General features: G+C 66.7%; 17 protein-coding genes. 8 read left to right on the top strand and 9 right to left on the bottom strand.

Going from position 1 to position 19,461, the window contains the following annotated elements; genetic code table 11:
- Positions 1 to 44: 44 nt before the first annotated feature.
- From E5206_RS04700 to E5206_RS04665, 8 genes are all read right to left on the bottom strand, one after another.
- On the bottom strand, positions 45 to 1,424 hold the full coding sequence (locus E5206_RS04700) for an MFS transporter (RefSeq protein WP_136321479.1): 1,380 nt from the start codon (positions 1,422 to 1,424) through the stop codon (positions 45 to 47).
- Positions 1,425 to 1,475: 51 nt separating this feature from the next.
- Positions 1,476 to 1,931: a MaoC family dehydratase gene (locus E5206_RS04695; RefSeq protein ID WP_136321478.1), complete on the bottom strand. Its 456-nt coding sequence runs from the start codon at positions 1,929 to 1,931 to the stop codon at positions 1,476 to 1,478.
- Between the two features lie 87 nt (positions 1,932 to 2,018).
- A complete protein-coding gene (locus E5206_RS04690) occupies positions 2,019 to 3,233 on the bottom strand; it encodes an acyl-CoA dehydrogenase family protein (protein WP_136321477.1) in 1,215 nt (404 codons plus the stop codon).
- A 1-nt stretch (position 3,234) separates the two neighbouring features.
- The gene (locus tag E5206_RS04685; RefSeq protein ID WP_136321476.1) at positions 3,235 to 4,128 is read right to left on the bottom strand and encodes an amidohydrolase family protein; all 894 of its coding nucleotides are present in this window, start codon (positions 4,126 to 4,128) and stop codon (positions 3,235 to 3,237) included.
- A 1-nt stretch (position 4,129) separates the two neighbouring features.
- A complete protein-coding gene (locus E5206_RS04680; RefSeq protein ID WP_136321475.1) occupies positions 4,130 to 5,077 on the bottom strand; it encodes an SDR family NAD(P)-dependent oxidoreductase in 948 nt (315 codons plus the stop codon).
- 220 nt (positions 5,078 to 5,297) lie between these two features.
- The gene (locus E5206_RS04675; RefSeq protein ID WP_136321474.1) at positions 5,298 to 5,720 is read right to left on the bottom strand and encodes a nuclear transport factor 2 family protein; all 423 of its coding nucleotides are present in this window, start codon (positions 5,718 to 5,720) and stop codon (positions 5,298 to 5,300) included.
- Entirely contained in the window at positions 5,720 to 6,961 is a 1,242-nt protein-coding gene (locus E5206_RS04670) for an MFS transporter (RefSeq protein ID WP_136321473.1), read from the bottom strand. Before E5206_RS04670 ends, E5206_RS04675 begins: the two co-directional genes overlap by 1 nt.
- Before the next feature lie 118 nt (positions 6,962 to 7,079).
- Positions 7,080 to 7,778 carry a GntR family transcriptional regulator gene (locus E5206_RS04665; protein WP_136321472.1) on the bottom strand — a complete coding sequence of 233 codons (699 nt, stop codon included), beginning with the start codon at positions 7,776 to 7,778 and terminating at the stop codon, positions 7,080 to 7,082.
- A gap of 134 nt (positions 7,779 to 7,912) precedes the next feature.
- On the opposite strand from E5206_RS04665, the gene E5206_RS04660 reads away from it, so the two are divergent.
- Together E5206_RS04660 and E5206_RS04655 are read left to right on the top strand one after the other, a co-directional pair.
- Complete coding sequence (locus tag E5206_RS04660) at positions 7,913 to 9,607, top strand: bifunctional 3-(3-hydroxy-phenyl)propionate/3-hydroxycinnamic acid hydroxylase (RefSeq protein ID WP_168709266.1); 1,695 nt, start codon at positions 7,913 to 7,915, stop codon at positions 9,605 to 9,607.
- Positions 9,604 to 10,821, top strand: a complete 1,218-nt coding sequence (locus tag E5206_RS04655; protein ID WP_136321470.1) for an acetyl-CoA C-acetyltransferase — start codon at positions 9,604 to 9,606, stop codon at positions 10,819 to 10,821. Before E5206_RS04660 ends, E5206_RS04655 begins: the two co-directional genes overlap by 4 nt.
- 121 nt (positions 10,822 to 10,942) lie before the next feature.
- On the opposite strand, the gene E5206_RS04650 is transcribed toward E5206_RS04655, so the two are convergent.
- Entirely contained in the window at positions 10,943 to 12,712 is a 1,770-nt protein-coding gene (locus E5206_RS04650; RefSeq protein ID WP_168709265.1) for an FAD-dependent monooxygenase, read from the bottom strand.
- Positions 12,713 to 12,896: 184 nt separating this feature from the next.
- Here E5206_RS04650 and E5206_RS04645 point away from each other — a divergent pair, with 184 nt between their 5' ends.
- From E5206_RS04645 to E5206_RS04620, 6 genes are all read left to right on the top strand, one after another.
- Positions 12,897 to 13,610: a VOC family protein gene (locus E5206_RS04645; RefSeq protein WP_136321468.1), complete on the top strand. Its 714-nt coding sequence runs from the start codon at positions 12,897 to 12,899 to the stop codon at positions 13,608 to 13,610.
- A 14-nt stretch (positions 13,611 to 13,624) separates the two neighbouring features.
- Positions 13,625 to 14,470, top strand: a complete 846-nt coding sequence (locus E5206_RS04640) for a fumarylacetoacetate hydrolase family protein (protein WP_136321467.1) — start codon at positions 13,625 to 13,627, stop codon at positions 14,468 to 14,470.
- Between the two features lie 39 nt (positions 14,471 to 14,509).
- Positions 14,510 to 16,537 (top strand): acetoacetate--CoA ligase, encoded by a 2,028-nt coding sequence (locus E5206_RS04635; RefSeq protein WP_205760007.1) that lies wholly within the window; start codon positions 14,510 to 14,512, stop codon positions 16,535 to 16,537.
- Between the two features lie 37 nt (positions 16,538 to 16,574).
- Entirely contained in the window at positions 16,575 to 17,069 is a 495-nt protein-coding gene (locus E5206_RS04630) for a MarR family transcriptional regulator (protein WP_136321466.1), read from the top strand.
- Between the two features lie 185 nt (positions 17,070 to 17,254).
- On the top strand, positions 17,255 to 18,682 hold the full coding sequence (locus E5206_RS04625) for an FAD-dependent oxidoreductase (protein WP_136321465.1): 1,428 nt from the start codon (positions 17,255 to 17,257) through the stop codon (positions 18,680 to 18,682).
- Positions 18,679 to 19,449 (top strand): SDR family oxidoreductase, encoded by a 771-nt coding sequence (locus E5206_RS04620; RefSeq protein WP_136321464.1) that lies wholly within the window; start codon positions 18,679 to 18,681, stop codon positions 19,447 to 19,449. Before E5206_RS04625 ends, E5206_RS04620 begins: the two co-directional genes overlap by 4 nt.
- Positions 19,450 to 19,461 lie beyond the last annotated feature (12 nt).

The raw sequence follows: 19,461 nt of genomic DNA, 5'->3' as shown, positions 1-19,461 counted from the left end.
TTTCTACTGTGAGGTTAGCCCGTTGGACGGGAGCCGATGAAGGGTCAGGCCCGGACGGTCTGGAGGTCGTTGTTCTTCGGTTCTTTGGTCAGGAGGATGAAGACGATGGAGACCGCTGACATGATCGCCAGGTACCAGACCACCGACCCCGTGTTCTGGCCGGAGTCCTTGAAGATCTGCGCCACGATGCCGGGCGTGAAGCCGGCGCCCAGCAGGGTTGCCAGCTGGTAGCCCAGGGATGCGCCGGTGTAGCGGGAGGTGGTGCCGAACTGCTCGGACACAAAGGCCGCCAACGGCCCGAACAGGGTCGAGTGGATCATCAGGCCGATGGCGAAGGCCACGAAGATCAGCATGATGTTGTTCGAGGAGAGCAGCTGGAACATCGGCACGAGGTAGATGATGAAGAGCACCAGTCCGCCGATCATGACCGGCCGCCGTCCCAGTTTGTCGGAGAGCCTGCCGCCCATGATCACGAACACGATGGAGATCAGGGAGGCTGCGGCAAACGCGTACAGCACGCCCTGGCGGTCGGCCCCCTTGGAGACGGCGTAGGTCACCGAGAACGTCGCCAGCACCACCTGCAGCGCGAAGCCTGCCGCGCCGGCGAGCATCGTGAAGATCAGGGTCTTGGGACGCCGCAGGACCTGCAGCAGCGGCATCGCGGGCTTTGCCGTGGGGACAGTATTTTTCCCCTGCGCGGGTGCCTCCTGCGCTGCTTTCTCCCGCTCAGCTTCCTCCTGCTCGATGGCGGCTTTGAAGATGGGGCTTTCGGAAACCTTGAGCCGGACGAACATGCCCACGCCCAGCAGCACGAAGGAAAGCAGGAACGGCACACGCCAGCCCCACGCGAGGAACTGGTCGTTCGGCAGTGCGGAGAACGCGCCCAGGATCAGGGTGCCCAGTACGGCCCCGGTGGGGGCCCCCGCATTGACGAACGAAGCCGCAAAGCCGCGCTTCCCGGATTCGGAGTGTTCCAGCGCCATCAGCGCGGCTCCGCCCCATTCGCCGCCCACGGCGATGCCCTGGCAGACACGCAGGATCACGAGCAGCACGGCCCCCCAGGGGCCGGCCACGGAGGCGCCCGGGACCACGCCGATCAGGGTGGAGGCCAGGCCCATGACCAGCATGGAGACGATCAGCATGCCCTTGCGGCCCATCCGGTCGCCGAAGTGGCCGAAGATGATGCCGCCGACCGGGCGGGCTACGTAGCCCGCGGCGAAGGTGCCGTAGGCGGCCACGACGGCCACCCATTCGTCCATGCCGCTGAAGAAGACCTTCGGGAAGACGACCGCCGCGGCCGTGGCGTAGAGCAGGAAGTCGTAGTACTCGATGGTGCTGCCCAGGTAGCTGGAGGCAATGACCGTGCGCGCTTCCTTGCGCCGCTCGGCGGTGCCCAAGGCTTGGAGCTGAGTGAGTCCGGACATGGTTGTTCCTTTGAACAGGGGAGAAAAAGGGGAGGGTTACTGGTCCAGCGGTTACTTGTAGAAGCGGGCGAGGAATTCGGCGACGACGGCGGGACGTTCCTGGCCTTCGATTTCGATGGTGTTGGCGACCTTGATCTGGGCGCCGCCCTTGACCTCGGTGACTTCGGTGATGGTGGACTGCATCCGGATCCGCGCGCCCACCTTGACCGGGGAGGTGAAGCGGACCTTGTCCAGGCCGTAGTTGACCTTGGTGGTGACGCCTTCGACGTCGAACAGTTCGCTCCAGAAGGGGATGACGAGCGAGAGGGTGAGGAAGCCGTGGGCGATCGGGGCGCCGAACGGGCCGTCCTTGGCGCGTACCGGGTCGACGTGGATCCATTGGTCGTCACCGGTGGCGTCGGCGAACTTGTTGATCTGTTCCTGGGTGATTTCGCGGTACTCGGTGACACCGAGATCGGTGCCGGCGAGGGTGAGCAGTTTGTCGAAGTCGACGACGAGATTGGGCATGGTGTCCTCCTGCAGGGCTGGGTGGGGTAGGGAATGCTCCGGCGGCGGTGCCGGAATGGGGTGTGCTGGTTCAGTCGGGTGGCGGGGTCAGCGGGTGAAGGCGCTTTCGCCGGTGAGGGCCCGGCCGATAATCAGGGCGTTGATTTCGTGGGTGCCTTCGTAGGAGTAGACGGCTTCGGCGTCGGCGTGGAAGCGGGCGACGTCGGTCTCGAGCGTGATGCCGTTGCCGCCGACCACTTCGCGGGCCAGGGCCACGGTTTCGCGCATCATCAGGGAGGTCTGCATCTTGGCCAGGGCGGAGTCCTGGTCCCGGTAGATGCCCTTGGCCTGCTGTTCGGTCAGCCGCACCACCAGGGACAGGGAGGCGGTGACGTTGCCGAGCATCCGAGCGAGCTTCTCCTGGACCAGCTGGAAGGAGCCGAGCTGGCGGCCGAACTGCCGGCGCTGCGTGACGTAGCGCAGGGCCGCCTCGAATGCGCCGGCCGCGATGCCGGTCGCGATCCAGGCGACATCCGAGCGCATGGCCTTCAGCATCGCCGCGACGTCCCGGAAGGAGTTCACGTTGTGCAGCCGCATGGATTCCGGGACCCGCACGCCGTCGAGGGTGATGTGCGCGTTCTGCATCATCCGCAGTGCGGTTTTGCCGTGGATCTTTTCCAGCGTCACGCCGGGCGCCTCGCGCTCCACGAGGAAGGCCTTGACCTGGCCGTCGGCGACGTCGCGGGCAAACACGGCCAGGACGTCCGCGGTGGCGGCGCCGCCGATCCAGCGCTTGGCGCCGTCCAGGATCCAGGTGTCGCCTTCACGGCGGGCCGTGGTGGACAGCCCGCCGGCGATGTCCGAGCCGGACTCCGGTTCGGTCAGGGAAAAGACGCCCTTCAGCGAGAAGTCGATGACCTTCGGCATCCACTGCGCCTGCTGCTCGGCCGAGGCGCCCACCCGGATGGCGGTGCGGAACAGTCCGGCCTGGGCCGTGTAGAAAGTGGCGAGCGAGGCGTCCGTGCGGGCGAGTTCGAAGATCCGGAAGCCCTGGTAGATCCCCCGGGCCGGTGTTTGCGCTGCACCCGGGGCGCCGGTCAGTTCCGCCGGTTCCATCAGGTCCAGGCCGATCAGCGGCCCGGCGAGCTCATACGGGAACTCGCCGCGTTCCCAGTAGTCGGCCAGCAGCGGCCGGGCCTTCTCATCGAGGAAGGCCCGCAGCCTGCCCAGCACGCGCCGCTCGTCCGCGGTGAGCAGGGACTCGGCGTCGTAGTAATCGCAGACGCCGTACAGCCTTGTCTGGTTTTCGGTCTCCACTGACATCTCAGGCCCCCAGCCCCAGCAGCCGGACGGCGTTGTGCTTGAGGATCTTGGGCCGGACCTCGTCCTTGAGCGGCAGGTCCGCGAAGGCGCCCAGCCACTTCTGCGGGGTGATGAGCGGGAAGTCCGTGCCGAAGAGCACCTTGTCCTGCAGCACCGAGTTGGCCATCTTCACGAGGGACTCCGGGAAGTACTTCGGGGACCAGCCGGAGAGGTCGATGAACACGTTGGACTTGTGCGTGGCGATCGAGTTGGCCTCGTCCTGCCACGGCACCGAGGGGTGGGCCATGATGATCTGCAGCTCCGGGAAGTCCGCCGCGACGGCGTCCAGCAGGAGCGGGTTGGAGTAGCCCAGCTTGATGCCGTAGCCGCCGGGGAGCCCGGCGCCCATGCCGTTCTGGCCGGTGTGGAAGATCGCCGGCAGGCCGAGTTCCTGCAGTGCCTCCCAGAGCGGGTAGAACGCCTCATTGGAGGGGTCGAAGCCCTGCAGCGACGGGTGGAACTTGAAGCCGCGGGCGCCCAGCTCCACGGCCTGGTGCTTGGCGCCCTGGATGGCCTCGGCACCGGTCCGGGGGTCGACGCTGCCGAACGGGATCAGGACGTCGTTGTTCCGGGCGGCGCCGGCGATGAGCTCCTCGATGCTGTTCGGCTCGTGCTTGAGCTGGGTGCGGGCGTCCACGGTGAACACGACGGCGGCCATGTTCAGCTCCCGGTAGACCTCGGCGATGCGGTCCAGGGACGGGGAGCGGTCCTCGGCCTTGAAGTACTTCGCGGATGCTTCGGTCAGGGCCGGGGGCAGGGACTCGTGGCCGTGGCCGTCCACCTCGAGGTGGACGTGCATGTCGATCGCGTCGAGCTTCGCGGCGTCGATGCCGAGTTCATAGCGCTGGGAGGCCATCTCAGCGGACCTGTGCTGCGGACTGGGCGGCTTCGGGCAACAGGTCTTCCGGGAGCGGCAGGAATTCCTCGCCGACGCTCTGCAGCTTGTCGCCGAAGAGCCGGTCGAAGTCCTCCACCAGGTCCGCATAGCGCCAGCCGCCCTCGCGGTATTCGGTGGCGGCGGCGTCGGGATGGGTCCAGAGCTGCAGGCGGTCCCCGCCCGCGCCGATGGCCTGGCCGGTGATCCCGGCCGCCTCGTCGGAGGCGAGGAAGGCAATGAGCCCGGCGACGTCGTCGGCCGTGCCGAAGCCGAGCTCGTGGCGGAAGAAGGCCGGCATGGCCTCGCCGCGCTCATCCGCTTCGACGGCCTTCTGGAAGTACGGGACAGTCTTGGTCATGGCCGTGGCCGCCACCGGGATCACGGCGTTGGCGGTGACGCCGGCCTTCTTCATTTCCAGCGCCCAGGTGCGGACCATACCGACAATCCCGGCCTTCGCCGCGGCGTAGTTGGTCTGGCCGAAGTTCCCGCGCTGCCCGGTCGGCGAGCCGATGGTGATGATGCGGCCGGCGATGCCGTGCTCCTTGAAATAGGCGAAAGCTTCGCGGGCGCAGGTGAAGGTGCCCTTGAGGTGGACGTTGATCACGAGGTCGAAGTCCTCGTCCGTCATCTTCAGCAGGGACTTGTCCCGCAGGATACCGGCGTTGGTGACCAGGATATCCAGCCGGCCGAAAGCCTTCACGGCTTCCTCCACCAGGAGCTTGGCCACTTCGGTGCTGCCGACCGGAGCGACGACCGCGACAGCGCGGCCGCCGTCGGCCTCGATGGTCCGGACCGCTTCGGCGGCCACGTCGGCGTCGACGTCGTTGATCACGACGGCGGCACCCTGGCGGGCGAGTTCCCGGGCGTAAGCCAGGCCCAGGCCCCGGCCGCTTCCGGTGACGATTGCTACTTTCCCTGACAGGCTCATGCTGCTCCTTAGTGCGTACGCCTTGCGGCGGATATCCCGGGGAGCCGGCACGTGATGCGCATCTCCCTTGACTCCCTCAATAAGAAACCAGATCCTTGAAAATGTCAATGATTTATTTCTGCATCCAAAAATTGAGGTTCCCGGCGAAACGGCAAAAAGCGCCTCCCGGCCGGAGATTCCGGCCGGGAGGCGCTCGATGCCGACGACAGAGCGCCCGGCGTTAAGCCTGGGCGGCCGTCAACTGGGACGCCAACAGCTTCCAGGCCCCGGCTTCGCGGACCCAGACGGAGGTCGAGAGATTGCGGACCGTGCGCGGGGCTCCGGACACGGACAGTTCGGCCTCCATGGAGCCTGTGACCACGGCGCAATCCCCGGCCAGCACTATTTGTTCGGCGGTAGCCTCGATCCGGTGGTAGCGGATCAGACCGCTCCGGCATGCCGCCGAGAAGGATGATTTGCTGTCCCGGTGGCCGGTGGAATGCGTGTAGATGAAGCGGTCGTCACAGAGCTCATCGAAGGTGTCGATGTCTTCGTTGACCAGCGCTGCGAAGCGCCGCTCTTCGGCCCGGCGCACTTCTTCTTCCGCGGCCGGGCTGGCATGGCCGGCTTTGTGGACTGTTGCTGCGCCGCCTGCCGTAGCCATCAGTTCACCGGGACCGAGGGGGTGGCCGCTGCCATGCGGACAGACTTGCCGGGGGCAAAAACGCTGACCACCGCGGCGGCCCCGGCGGCAATGCCCAGGATCCCGACGGCGGCGGGCATGCCTCCGGCCGCCGCCCCCAGCGCGGCGATGATGAACGGTGAGACGAACTGGCCGATCCAGAGGGCGCTGGTCCAGATGCCGGTACCGGTTCCCCGGACCTCGAGAGCCAGCAGGTTCACCGCCCAGGTAAGCAGCGTCGGCAGCAGCAGCCCAGCGCCGGCACTGGCCAGCACGGCTCCCGTCATGACTGCCGGAACGCTGCCCGCGAACCAGATCACGATGAATCCCACGGCGGTCAGGCCGAATGCGGCCGGCATGAGCCGGTGCGGTCCGAATTTACTGACGGTGCGGAAGGAGAAGGCGCCGATGGCCGTAGCCAGCGAAGCCAGCGCGGCCATCAGGCCGATGCCCCCGATGTCCGTCAGCCCCTGGCCGGCGAGCAGGAATGAAAGGTGGACGACGAGGGTATAGAACACGATGCCGCCGAACAGAGTCACAAGGGCGGGCCGGATGATCAGGTTCCACGGCACTGCCTGGCGGAGCTGTTTGGTGGGCTGTTTCACCGGTTCCCAGAGCACAAACATCATCGGCACGGCGATCACAATGCTGATGGCGTAGAGCCAGAACGGCGCACGCCAGCTCATTGAGCCCAGCGCGCCGCCGGCTGCCAGGAAGACCGTGGCACTGATGGTGGTGATGACAGTCTGCAATGAAAGGTACTTGTTGCGGCGCTGCGCCGAGTAGTAGTCGCCCAGGAGCGTGGTGCAGCACGTCATGATGAAGCCCTCGCAGATGCCGACGCCCACCCTGGTCACAACAATGGCCTCAAGGCTGTCCATGAAGAACGGGGCCACACCGAGGACGGCGTAAGCAATCATTGCCACCACCAGCACCTGCTTGCGTCCGACCTTGTCTGCCACGGCACCTGCCATGGGAGCCACGATGGCCACCATCAGGGCGGGCACCGTCAGGATCATCGGCACGAGAACAGCCACGCCGGGGGTGGCGGCGAAAACCTGCATGAGATTCGGAAGGGACGGTGCCAGCAGGACGGCACCGAGCACGGGAAGGCAGCTTCCGATCAGGAGCAGGATGCCCTGCAGCGTTGTGCCTGAACGCCCGGAGGATGCGGGGGCGGCTCCATTCGCGATGGAGCCTGTGGGGGTCGGGAGAATCGCCATTGAGATCCCTTTGCTGGGTCGCGGGGCGCGGTGGTCCGCGCGCCTGTCGTCAGCCCAGAGTGCCCGACTTTCAATGGTTAAACAAGAGATTTTCGAAAATTAGATGATTCTCATGTGATTATCTGGCGCCCGCTGCGGTTGACGCCGGCTCAGCGAGGACGGACCCCAGCAAGGCGTCTGTGGTCCGCTGCAGGTGCCGGCGGAGCGACTCGACCGCCTCGTCGGCTTTGCGGGCCGTGGCCAGCTCCATCAGCTCCCGGTGTTCGCCCTTCACATCGCGGCTTCCCACCACCGCCGTTCCGGAAAGCTGGCGGTACAACTCCGAGCTGTCGCGCAGCGTGCGGGTGAAAGCAATCAGACGCGGGCTGCCGCAGCCGACACCCAGGGCGTCATGGAAAGCCGCGTGGGCCGCGCTCCACTCCTCGGTGGTGCCAGGTTCGCCCGGATGCGTCAGGGGTGCCCGCTCCAGCCGGTGGTGCGTTGCGACGACATTGGCCTCCCACCCCATATCCCCGGACTCGATGGACCGCCGCAAGGCCAGGCCTTCGAGCCGGATCCGCAGATCGGTCAGGTCGATCAGGTCACCCCGGGAGATGGTGATGACCCTGAAACCCTGGTTGGGTGCCAGTGCTACCAGGTGCTGTTCAGCCAGGCGGACGAGGGCTTCGCGGACCACGGCCATGCTGACGCCGAACTCCTTGGACAACGCAGCCAGACGCAGCGGGCTGCCCGGAAGGTAGCGGCCCTTGAGGATGCCGGCACGAAGCTGTTCGTAGACATGCTCGGTCAGTGTCGAGCCGCTGGAATTGGTTGCCATGGTTCCACGATAGTCGATGTCCGCGAATCGGGGAATTTTCGATAATTCTTGAATACATGAAGAATCTCTGCAATGCTTGCCATGACCCCCGTCACTTCAACGCAGGCCGGCATGGTTTCAAGGGAGAAAATCGCATGTCAGATTACGCAGCAAACCCTTCGGACATACCGGAGACCGCCGTCACGACCCGCGTCCACGACGTGGCAATTGTCGGGCTTGGACCCGTGGGCCAGGTGCTGGCACTGTTGCTGGCCCGGAACGGGCATGACGTCGTCGTCGTCGAAAAACAGACCGAACCCTATCCGCTTCCCCGCGCCGTCCACTACGACGGCGACATATCCAGGGTCCTTGACGGCCTCGGGCTGGCCGACTTCATGGCCGAGTTCTCCTCGGCCTCGGATATCTATGAGTGGCAGAACGCAGCGCGGGAAACCCTGCTGCAGTTCAGGTTCCCCCTGGAGGGCCCCCAGGGCTGGCCCGAATCCACCATGTTCAACCAGCCATCCTTGGAGGACCGGCTGCGCCGGCGGGCCGGGGACTTCCCCAATATCCGGGTCCTGCGCGGCACCGAAGCGGTGGGCATCGAACAGGGCGAAGACCACGCCACCCTCGCCATCACCAGCCCCACGCTCAAACACAAGAAACTGCGCGCCCGGTACATCGTGGGCTGCGACGGGGCCAGGAGCTTCGTCCGCCAGTACATGAACACCGCCGTCACCGACCTGGGATTCTTCTACGACTGGCTGATAGTGGACATCCTGCCGAAAGAGCACCGGGACTGGGTGCCGGACAACCTGCAGGTGTGCGATCCCGTCCGCCCCACCTCGGCCGTCAACGGCGGACCCGGCAGGCGCCGCTTCGAATTCATGCGGATGCCGCAGGACAACCTCAAAACCTTTGACACCGACGAAACGGCGTGGAGCCTTCTCGAACCGTGGGGCGTCAGCCCCGCAAATGCGGCGCTGGAACGCCGGGCCCTCTATACCTTCCAGGCCCGGTACGCCTCGTCCTGGCGCGACGGCCGGATCTTCCTGGCCGGCGATGCGGCCCACCAGATGCCGCCGTTCTTCGGCCAGGGCATGGTCAGCGGGGTGCGGGACGCGGTGAACCTGGCCTGGAAGCTGGACCTTGCGCTCCAGGGCGCCGCCGGGGACGCGCTGCTGGACAGCTACGATTCGGAACGTTCAGCGCACGTCCAGCACGCCATTGGCATGTCGGTCGAACTGGGCAAGGTCATCTGCGAAACCGATCCGGCTGCGGTGGCGGCGCGGGATGCGCACTTCCTGGCCAACGGCCCGGACCCGGTGTCGGCTCTTCCGCCCATCCCGCCGGAGCGGCTGGGCCGCGGCGCCTTCCCGGGAGGTGACCCGCTCGCTTCCACCGTGGCGGGAATCATCGGCATGCAGGCACGCGTCAGGTTTGCCGACGGCGTCACGGACCTGCTGGACCGGCGCACGTTCGGCGGCTTCACCCTGATATGCGACGGATCAGCGGTCGGCCCGGAAGCCGCCGTCGAACTTGCCGGTTCGTTCCCGGAGGGGATCACCGGCTGGGTTGTCCGCGTTCTGCCGCCGGGGTCGGCGCTCCCAGCGGAGCTACGCCCGGAAACGACGACGGCTGCGCCCGATGGCGTCCTGACCGTGCAGGACACCGGCAACCGGTATCTGGAATACCTCGCCGGCTACGGCCACATTGCCCAACTGTTCCGTCCGGACTTCTACGTCTACGACGGCGCCGTGACCCTCCCGGAGCTCCAAAGTCTCATCACGGGCCTCGGTGCCAGCCTGTCCCTTGATAAGGGCGTACATTCCGGGAGCGCGGCACTATGACCCTCAACGACAACGACGCCGTCATCGTCGCCATCGGTCGCTCCCCCATCGGCCGGGCCGGCAAAGGCACCCTGACTGCCATCCGCCCCGACGACCTGGCCGCCGAGGTCTTCGCCGGAGTCCTGGCGAAAGTTCCCGACCTGCCCCTGAGCGAGTTCGAAGACCTGCATCTGGGCTGTGCCCAGCCCCAGGACGAGCACGGCTGGAACATGGCCCGGCGGGTCGCGGTGCAGCTGGGCGCCGATCTGTTGCCCGGAACCACCGTCAACCGGTACTGCGCGTCGTCCCTCCAGGGCGCCCGGATGGCCTTCCACGCCATCCGTGCCGGTGAGGGCCGCGGATATCTGGTGGGAGGCGTGGAGTGCGTCTCCCGGTACGGAGAAAACCGGGAGGCCGCCAACCCCGTTTTCGCAGAAGCATCGGCGCGGACGGCCCGCCTCGTGTCCACGGGTGCAACGTGGTCCGATCCGCGGCTCGACGGCCTGCTCCCGGACTACTACATATCCATGGGCCACACGGCAGAAAACGTGGCCACACTGACCGGGACAACGCGGTCCGAGATGGACGCGTTTGCCGCCCGCTCCCAGCAGCGGGCAGTCGCGTCTGCCGCGAACGGGTTCTTTGCCCGCGAAATCATCCCCGTGACCGGCCCCGGCGGACAGGCGTTCAGCGTAGACGACGGCCCGCGGCCGGGCACCACAGCCGAGAAGCTGGCCGGGTTGAAACCCGTGTTCAGGGAAGACGGCACCGTCACAGCAGGTAATGCCTGCCCGCTCAATGACGGGGCTGCCGGGTCGGTCATCGTGTCTGCGGAACTGGCCCGCGACTATGGACTGACGCCGCTGGCACGCATCGTCTCCACGGGAGTGACCGGCCTGTCGCCCGAGATCATGGGGCTGGGTCCCGTGGAGGCGAGCCGGATGGCCCTCCGGCGGGTGGGACTGGGCATCAAGGACATCGGCATCGTCGAACTCAACGAAGCGTTCGCGGCCCAGGTTCTTCCCTCGGCCCGCCAGCTTGGCATCGACATCGACGAACAGCTGAACCCGCATGGGGGCGCCATTGCCCTGGGCCATCCGTTTGGTGCCACCGGGGTCCGTCTGCTCACCAGCCTGATCAACGGGCTGGCCACGCGCGACCAGCAGTTCGGGCTGGCCACGATGTGCGTCGGCGGCGGCCAGGGAATGGCGATGGTGATCGAGCGCCTGAGTTGAGGGCACGCTCCGACTGACGGCTCTCAATGCACTCCGGGACCCGCCCAACGGCGAAGGGCGGTTGCGGAACTCAGGTTCCGCAACCGCCCTTCGCTGTTCAACCCGGGAGCCGACCCGCTTGCTAGGCGCGGCCGGCGATGGAGAGGAAGGCCTGCCGGAGGTCCTCCTCCGGAGAGTCCCCTGCCTTGTCGGCCCGGAATGCAATGAACTTATCCGGCCGGACCAGAATGGCTCCGGTGGCGGTGTGGCCGCGGTCCCGGATCCACGCGCAACGGGGATCGAGGTAGTCCCCGCTGGAGTGCCCCACCGTGAAGGCTTTCAGCGCCAGGCCCTGCTCCGAGGCGATGCGGCCGGCCGCCTCGACCCACTCCCGGCCCTCTTCGCCCGCGATAAGGATGTATTCGCCGGCGCCACCCAGGTCCTGGACCGCGGAGCGGTTGCCGCGGTGGTCCTCGAGCCAGGCGTGCGGCAGCGGGGAGCCCGGACGCGTCGAGGGCTGATAGATCCGGATGTCATCGATCGGTTCCGGTTCCTGGCTGCCGTCGGGCACAATGGCGGCCGAATCGTAGCGGAATCCGGCCTCAATGTTGTGTTCCCGGAACTCCATGGACTGGGCCGCTATCGTTGCGCTCAACGCGGCACGGAAGTCGTCGTCGGCCGGGTCCTCGCTCCAGACCCGATGCAAGGAGGCCAGGTTGTCCGCGGTGCTGTTGGCCGGACTGACACCGAGGGCCTCCCCGATGGCCATGTGGTTCATGGCGTTCTCCGTGGAACGGCGGACATTGGTGGCGGCCACCGGCTGCCGCTCGGCCTGGTAGCTCTCCAGCAGGGCCGGCGAGGCCTGGGCGCCCAGGACCGCGGCGGTCTTCCAGCACAAGTTGTAGGCGTCCTGGATGGCGGTATTCAGGCCCAGGCCGCCCGTGGGGCCGTGGCGGTGCGCGGCGTCCCCGAGCAGGAACACCCGGCCTTCCTGGAATCGCTCGGCGACCAGGGCCTCAAAGGTCCAGCGGCTGATCTTGTGGACGGTGGGCTCAAGATCCGGCAGTCCGAGCGCGTGCTTCATGTTCGCGATCAGGGCGTCGTCGTCGGCCACCCTGTTGTCGTCGAAGGCGTAGTTCTCGTGGAAGACCCATTCCTGCGAGCCTGGCCCCCAGCTGTCGGGTCCCATCGCCACGAGGAGGGTCAGCAGGCCGGTGTGGGCGGGCCACATCCAGTTGATCAGGACGCTGGGATCCTTCAGGTACTTGCTGAGGTCCGCCGTGAAGTGCACCGAGACGGTGTAGAGGATGTTGCGCTGGCCAAGCAGTTCTATGCCCGCTTCGGCGCCGACCTTGCGGCCGCCGTCGCACCCGTAGAGATACTCGCTCCGGACCGTATACGTCTCGCCGGTGTCCTTGTTCAGGACTGTGGAGCTGACGCCGTCGTCGTCCTGGGTGAACGAAAGCAGCTCGTGGTTGAACCGGATCGATTCCGGGCTCTTCCGCTTGGCGTGCGCAAGGAGAACAGGCTCCAGGCGCAGCTGGGGCAGATTCGTCATCCGGCATGGGCTGGCGGCGATGTAGTCCGGGTCCGTGTAGCCGGCTCCCCACGCCTCCTGGCTGGCAATCTCCCGCCCGTAGACGGGGTCCTCCCCATTCAAGCCCGCATACCATGCGGTCCTGGCCATCGCTTCCGGCGGGGTTCCCGCCTCGTAGATGTCCCCGGCCACCCCGAGTTTGCGGTAGATCTCCATGGAACGCTGGTTGATGACGTGCGCCTTGGGCAAGGTGGATGTGCCGGGCAGGGCACTGACCAGCAAATGCTCAATGCCCAGATCGGACAGGAGCATCGAAGCCGTAAGTCCGGCCCCGCCACCGCCAACAATAAGGACGGGAACTTCGATATCTGACACTGAATCCTCCACGCTGAGTAAGTGACTTGGGGCACGTTTCGTCCCACCCTCATCGTGTCCCAGTTTTAACTACTAATCAAGAGATTATCGAGAATTTATTGACATACCGAGAATCCTGGGTTCTGATGGAACCCGGAGCCGGTGCCAAAATCCCGGCGATCTGCCTTCGATGAAAGGGACAACGATGTCGACCAATGAGCAGTCCAACTACCTGCGCAATCCCAAGCCGCGGCCCATCACGGCACCCAAGCTGCATCACGCGACGTTCATGACGATGGACGTGGACGCCATGGTGCACTTCTACGAACTGGTCTGCGGCCTTCAGCCGGTGTACTACTCCTCGCACGCGGCGTGGCTCACCAACGATGAGGCGAACCACCGCATCGCGCTCCTGCGCCTGCCCGGCACCAAGCCGCCCGTTGACAAGCCGCACACCGCAGGCCTGCACCACACGGCGTTCGAGTACGCCACCTTCGACCAGTGGCTGGATAACTACGAACGCCTCCGCGACCAGGGCATCCTTCCGGCCGTGTGCCTGGACCACGGCATGACCATGTCCATGTACTACGTGGATCCCGACGGCAACGGAATAGAAATCCAGGTCGACAACTTCGGCGACTGGGGCCTGTCCAAGGAATGGATGTGGGCCGCGCAGGAATTCTCCGAAGACCAGGTCGGCCCCCAGTTTGATCCGGAGCAGCTGGTCCAGGCCCGCAAGGACGGCCTCGATGGCGACCAGATCCACAAGAACGCCTACGCCGGAAAGTACCGGCCGGACAACGAAAGCGCCGACATGTCCTTCCCGGACCCGTGGCCGGCCCGGATTGCGGCGAACCCCGCTCTCGCGGACGGCGTCCCCCTCAACCCTGGCGCCGATGTCGCGCCGGGAATCGACTAGAAGGGCTGCGGACCATGCGCATCGCTAACCTCAAGGGCCGATCCGTCCTCCTCAAGGAGGGCAAGGCCCTCGACATCGAACGGGCCAGCAACGGCACCTTCACCGCAGATCCCCTGTCCGTCTACCAGGACTGGGACGCATTCCGGAACTGGGCGGACGGTGCCGACTACTCCGGCGCCGAGTCCTTCCACGAGGCCGACCTCGGCGCTCCCGTTCCCAACCCGCGCCAGATCTTCGCCATCGGCCTCAACTACAAGGACCACGCCGACGAGGCCGGCCTTCCGTACCCGGAGCACCTCGTTGTCTTCACCAAGTTCCAGTCCTCGCTGGCCGGACCGAATGTGACGGTGGAGCTCCCCTCCGAAAGCGTCGACTACGAAACTGAACTCGTGGTCGTCATCGGCAAGGAAGGCTACAAAGTCGCCGAGGAGCAGGCCTGGGATCACGTTGCAGGTCTGAGCCTGGGCCAGGACTACAGTGAGCGCGTTGTCCAGCGCCGCGGTCCGGCCGCCCAGTTCAGCCTCGGCAAGTCGTACCCGAACTTCGCACCGTTCGGGCCCGCCGTCGTCACCATGGATGAACTTGAGGACAAGAACTCACTCCGTATTTCCGCTGTTCTTGAGGGCCCCGGCGTCGACGGCCAATGGACGGTCCAGGACGGCAATACCCGCGACCTGATCTTCTCGGTGCCGCGGATCGTCTCGGACCTTTCCCAGGTGGTGACCCTGCAGCCGGGAGACCTTATCTTCACCGGGACTCCGGCTGGCGTGGGAATGTCCCACGGAATCTTCCTCAAGCCCGGCAACGTCCTCACCAGCACCCTTGAGGGCATCGGAACCATCCGCAACCAGTTCGCCTAGCCGCGACTCCAGCACTACCCGGCACTACCAGGAAGGGCAATGATGCCTCCAGAAGTCCAGCCCGAAGCCATCATTGCCCCGCCGGTGATGTGGTCGCCCAGCCCGGAACAACAGGAGGCCACGCGGCTCCGGGACTTCATGGACCATGTCTCCCGGAGCCGCGGCATCGGGCTCTCCACGTACCGCGAGGCGTGGCAGTGGTCCGTGGACGAATTGGGAGACTTCTGGGCCGCCGTGACCGAATACTTCCAAGTGATAGGCGACGGGCTCGACGGCCCGGCCCTGGCTGAGGAACGGATGCCGGGCGCCCGCTGGTATCCGGACGGCCGGCTCAACCTGGCCGAGAACATCTTCCGTCGCAGCAACAAAGGCAAGCAGAGAAGTACGACGGCGGTACTCACCGTCGAGGAGGACGACTCCACCCGCTCGCTGCGCTGGCAGGAATTCGAACGCCAGGTCGCCTCGCTGGCTGCCGCGCTGAGGCGGCTGGGAGTCCGGCCTGGCGACCGTGTGGGTGCCGTGCTGCCCAACATCCCCGAGGCACTCATAGGGCTCCTTGCGGCGGCGAGCATCGGCGCAGTCTGGTCCATCAACTCCCCGGACCTCTCGGCCGAGGCCAGCCTGGACCGTCTGCGCCAGCTTGAACCGACCGTGCTGATCGGGGTGGACGGCTACCGGTTCAACGGCAAGGAAATTTCGCGGCTCGCGCAACTGGCAGAGGTGGAGGCCGGGCTGCCAAGTCTCCGCCAGACAATCCTGGTCCGCTGCCTCAACCCCGGCCAGGAACCGGAAGCAGGCCGCCTTTCCTTTGACGGGCTTCTGGGCGGGGACACCGAACCTGCCTATGAGCGGGTTCCGTTCGACCACCCGCTGTGGGTACTTTTTTCTTCAGGCACGACGGGCGCCCCGAAGGGCATTGTCCACTCCCACGGCGGCATGATCCTGGAGGCGCTGAAGGGCATCGGCCTGAACCAGGACGCCGGGCCGGGGGATCTGTACTACGTGGCAGCCAACACCTCCTGGATGGTGTGGAACACCCTCGTCAGCTACCTCGTCACCGGAGCCTCCGTGGTCACCTACTCCGGTTCGCCCACGCTGGCGCGCAAGGACCGGCAGTTCCAGATCCTGGCCAACACCGGCGCCACGATGTTTGCCACGGGCGCCGCCTATCTTTCCCTCGTGGAGAAGTCCGGGCTGGAGCCGGGACGGGACTGGAACCTGGCGAAGCTGCGCTTCATCATGTCCACCGGCTCACCCCTGCCAGACTCCACCTGGCGTTGGGTACACGAGCACGTCAAGCCCGATGTCCACCTGGGCTCCGACTCCGGCGGCACCGATATCTGTTCCGGATTCATCGGCTCAAACCCCCTGGACCCGGTCCGTCTCGGAGAACTCCAGGGTCCCCTGCTGGGGGTTGCCGTGGAGTCCTGGTCCGAAACCGGGCAGCGGTTGATCGGCGGCATCGGGGAAATGGTCATCACACGGCCCATGCCGTCCATGCCGGTCTTCTTCTGGGGAGACAAGGACGGCTCACGCTATTTCGATTCCTACTTCACAAAGTTCCCGGGAGTATGGACACACGGTGACTGGATCACCGAAACCCCGCGGGGCTCGTTCGTCGTCCATGGCCGATCCGACGCCACCCTGAACCGTGGCGGAGTGCGGCTGGGCACCTCGGACATCTACGCAGCCCTTGCCGGCATCCCGGAGATTACGGATTCCCTCGTCGTCGGCGCCGAACAGCCGGACGGAGGCTACTATATGCCGCTCTTCGTGGTGCTCGCCCCCGGCGCAACCCTGGACGACCCCCTGAGGGACCGGATCCGATCGGCAATCCGCACCCGCTCCTCGGCACGCCACGTGCCGGATGAAATCATCCAGGCACCGGCAATTCCCGTCACCCACTCCATGAAGCGGGTGGAAGTGCCCATCAAGAAGCTCTTCACCGGGATGGCACCCCGGGATGCCGTCAGCGTGCGGGCCCTCGCCAACCCGGAGGCGATGGAATGGTTCGTCACCCAGGCGCATGACTTCCGCGGGCGCGTCACGCATGGGATCATTGAATAATTCAACGAATTAGCCGGCTCCCTGCCCGAAAGGCACCATGACACTCCAGGCAACTGACGCCGTCGAAAGCTCCGGCGGGGCTTCCTCGCGACTGGCGGAATCGACCATCAGCAACGACGTGGGCTTCCTGCTGGCCAAGCTGCACGCTGCGGGGTCCGTGCTCAACAACGCCGCCCTGGCGGAGTTCGGGCTGAAGGAGCGGTCCTATTCCGTCCTGGCACTGGCGTGCGGCGACTTGGGGCCCACCCAAAGGGAACTGGCGGAGTTCCTCAGCCTTGACCCCAGCCAGATTGTGGCACTCATCGACGAGTTGGAGCAGCGCGGCCTGGTGGAGCGGAAACCGGGAATCTCGGACCGGCGGCAGAAACTGGTGGCCGCCACCGCGGAGGGCCGGAAGGTCCATGCCGCGGCGCAGCAGGCCACCAAGGAGGCAGAGGCCCGGCACCTGAGCATCCTCAGCGCCCCGGAGGTGGCATCCCTGCGGTCCATTCTCCGCAAGGCCGTCTGGTCCGGGGCGGCTCCGACGGCTTAGTCCCGCACGGGTAGTACACCCGGCGGAGTTCCGCACGGGCAGCCTGGAACCGGCCCCTCGGCCCGGCCGAAGCATCCGGCGTGCCGCCATGGTTGCGGGACCGCCTGTTTTATGCGAACCTTCATCTGTAGCGATCGCTACATGGAGCGGTGAGCAGCCGCATTCCCCGGAGGACCATGTCAAAGATGACAGCACCCAAGGCGATACCCGCCACCCACACACTGCCCGACCGCGTTGATGTCATCATCGTCGGAGGAGGCCTGGCCGGATGCGCCGCCGCCCTCGCCGCGGCCGAAGCCGGCGCCAGCGTGCTGCAGCTGGAAAAGCTCGCCGCCACCGGCGGCAGCACCGTACTCTCCGCCGGGCTCTCAGCGTTCGCCGGCACCGCGGAGCAGGAGGCGCAGGGCATCGATGACAGCGTCGACCTCCTGCGCCGCGACATCCTGGAGACCGGCCTGCAGCTCAGCGACCCGGCCCTGGTCGAGGTGTACTGCCGCGAGCAGCTGCCGACCTACCAGTGGCTGAAGGGGCACGGCGTGAGCTACGGCACCGTGCACGCGGCCTCCGGGCAGACCGTGCCCCGGTCGCATCCGACCGACACCCGGCGGATGCTTGACCTTCTGCTGGCCAGCTCGGCCGCACTGGGCGTGCAGCTGGCCACCGGCGTCACGGTGGAGCGGCTCGAGCGGGAGGACCCGGACAACGGCCGCGTGACCGGCGTGCGGGTCAGCGTCGGCGGGGAGACCGTGCGGATCCGCGCAGGGGCGGTGGTGCTGGCCACCGGTGGCTTCTCACAGAACCCGGAACTCCTGGCCCGGTTCGCTCCGCAGATGGAACGCGCGGTGCGAGGGGGCGGCGCCGGCAGCACGGGCGATGGCCTGCTGATGGCCTGGCAGCTCGGCGCGGGCGTCATCGACACCCCGCACATCAAGGGCACCTACGGCGTCTACCCGCATGCGGTGGACGCCGAGAAGGGGACCGGGGTGCTCGCGGTATACAAGGGCGCCATTGCCGTAAACGCGGACGGCACGCGCTTCGTCGACGAGTCCCTGCCGTACAAGGTGCTCGGGGACGCGAGCCTGCGCCAGGCCGGCGGGTTCACCTACCAGGTCTTCGACGCGGCCATCATGGGGCGCAGCGATGACGAGGTGCCGATCTACGACCTCGCCGCCCGGGAGCGCGACGGCCTGCTGGTTAAGGCCGACACCCTGGCCGAACTCGCGCAGCGCCTGGACGTGCCGGTCGCGGAGTTCCAGGCCACCGTCGAGCGCTACAATGCCGCCTGCCGCGGCGACCGCGCCGACGACTTTGGCCGCAGCCACCTCTCCGGCGGCGTCGGCGTCCCCCAACCGATCGAACAGGCGCCGTTCTTCGCGCACGCTTCCACCGCCGTCGTGCTGGCCACCTACTGCGGCCTCACCGTCACGCCCGGGCTGGAGGTGCTCGACGTCTTCGGCGAGCCGATCGGCGGGCTGTTCGCGGCGGGCGAGCTGATCGGCGGCTTCCACGGCGGCGGCTACATGACCGGCACCTCCATCGGCAAGGCCGGCATCTTCGGCCGCCTCGCCGGGACCGCTGCGGCCCGGCTCGCCCCTGCGGCGGCACGGGCATGAGCGGGCTGTTCGACCTCACCGGCAAGGTCGCGCTCGTCGTCGGCGCGGGCGCCGGCGGCCTGGGCGAACGCATCGCGGCCGCCCTCGCCGACCAGGGCGCCTCACTGGCCCTCGCCGACCGCGCCGAGCGCGCAGCGGACCTGGCTGCCACGGCCCTCCGGTGCGGCACCGGAGTCTCCACCAGCTTCTGCGACGTCACCGACGAAGCCCAGATCAGCGCACTTTTCGACGCCGTCATCTCCGCCCACGGGCGCGTGGACATCCTCGTCAACGCGGCCGGCGTGATGCTGCGGAAAGCCTACGACGAGACCAGCCTCGACGAATTCCAGCGGGTCATCGGCGTGAACCTCACCGGAACCTGGCTCCTCAATCGCGAGGCCGGGCGGCGGATGAGTCCGCAGGGCTCCGGGAAGATCGTCAACCTCTCCACTGTGTACGCCGAACGGGTCGGGCCGGTCCCGGAGTCCGCGTACTACGCCTCCAAGGCCGGCATCGCCAACGTCACCCGGGCGCTGGCCTCCGAACTCGGCCCGCACGGGATCACCGTGAACTGCGTCGCCCCCGGCGTCTTCTACCCCACCCAGATGACGGCGGCACTCTCCGAGAGCCCCGACCAGCTGGACTGGTTTGCCCGGCGCACCATGCTCGGACGGCTGGGCGACCCGGAGCAGGATATCGCCGGGCCGGTCGTCTTACTGGCTTCGGCGGCATCCGCCTACATGACCGGCCAGGTCATCTATGTCGACGGCGGCTGGTCCGCCTGGTAACTCCGTCTTCTT

The sequence above is a fragment of the Arthrobacter sp. PAMC25564 genome (assembly GCF_004798705.1).
Classification (GTDB): Bacteria; Actinomycetota; Actinomycetes; order Actinomycetales; family Micrococcaceae; genus Arthrobacter.
This window is presented reverse-complemented; position numbering and strand designations above follow the sequence as displayed.

Excerpts from the sequence above, each read along its gene's own strand:
- E5206_RS04690 (WP_136321477.1), bottom strand. The coding sequence starts at position 3,233 with ATGTCAGTGGAGACCGAAAACCAGACAAGGCTGTACGGCGTCTGCGAT.
- E5206_RS04700 (WP_136321479.1), bottom strand. The coding sequence starts at position 1,424 with ATGTCCGGACTCACTCAGCTCCAAGCCTTGGGCACCGCCGAGCGGCGC.
- E5206_RS04695 (WP_136321478.1), bottom strand. The coding sequence starts at position 1,931 with ATGCCCAATCTCGTCGTCGACTTCGACAAACTGCTCACCCTCGCCGGC.
- E5206_RS04685 (WP_136321476.1), bottom strand. The coding sequence starts at position 4,128 with ATGGCCTCCCAGCGCTATGAACTCGGCATCGACGCCGCGAAGCTCGAC.
- E5206_RS04620 (WP_136321464.1), top strand. The coding sequence starts at position 18,679 with ATGAGCGGGCTGTTCGACCTCACCGGCAAGGTCGCGCTCGTCGTCGGC.
- E5206_RS04655 (WP_136321470.1), top strand. The coding sequence starts at position 9,604 with ATGACCCTCAACGACAACGACGCCGTCATCGTCGCCATCGGTCGCTCC.
- E5206_RS04625 (WP_136321465.1), top strand. The coding sequence starts at position 17,255 with ATGACAGCACCCAAGGCGATACCCGCCACCCACACACTGCCCGACCGC.
- E5206_RS04665 (WP_136321472.1), bottom strand. The coding sequence starts at position 7,778 with ATGGCAACCAATTCCAGCGGCTCGACACTGACCGAGCATGTCTACGAA.
- E5206_RS04645 (WP_136321468.1), top strand. The coding sequence starts at position 12,897 with ATGTCGACCAATGAGCAGTCCAACTACCTGCGCAATCCCAAGCCGCGG.
- E5206_RS04680 (WP_136321475.1), bottom strand. The coding sequence starts at position 5,077 with ATGAGCCTGTCAGGGAAAGTAGCAATCGTCACCGGAAGCGGCCGGGGC.
- E5206_RS04675 (WP_136321474.1), bottom strand. The coding sequence starts at position 5,720 with ATGGCTACGGCAGGCGGCGCAGCAACAGTCCACAAAGCCGGCCATGCC.
- E5206_RS04635 (WP_205760007.1), top strand. The coding sequence starts at position 14,510 with ATGATGCCTCCAGAAGTCCAGCCCGAAGCCATCATTGCCCCGCCGGTG.
- E5206_RS04630 (WP_136321466.1), top strand. The coding sequence starts at position 16,575 with ATGACACTCCAGGCAACTGACGCCGTCGAAAGCTCCGGCGGGGCTTCC.
- E5206_RS04640 (WP_136321467.1), top strand. The coding sequence starts at position 13,625 with ATGCGCATCGCTAACCTCAAGGGCCGATCCGTCCTCCTCAAGGAGGGC.
- E5206_RS04670 (WP_136321473.1), bottom strand. The coding sequence starts at position 6,961 with ATGGCGATTCTCCCGACCCCCACAGGCTCCATCGCGAATGGAGCCGCC.
- E5206_RS04660 (WP_168709266.1), top strand. The coding sequence starts at position 7,913 with ATGTCAGATTACGCAGCAAACCCTTCGGACATACCGGAGACCGCCGTC.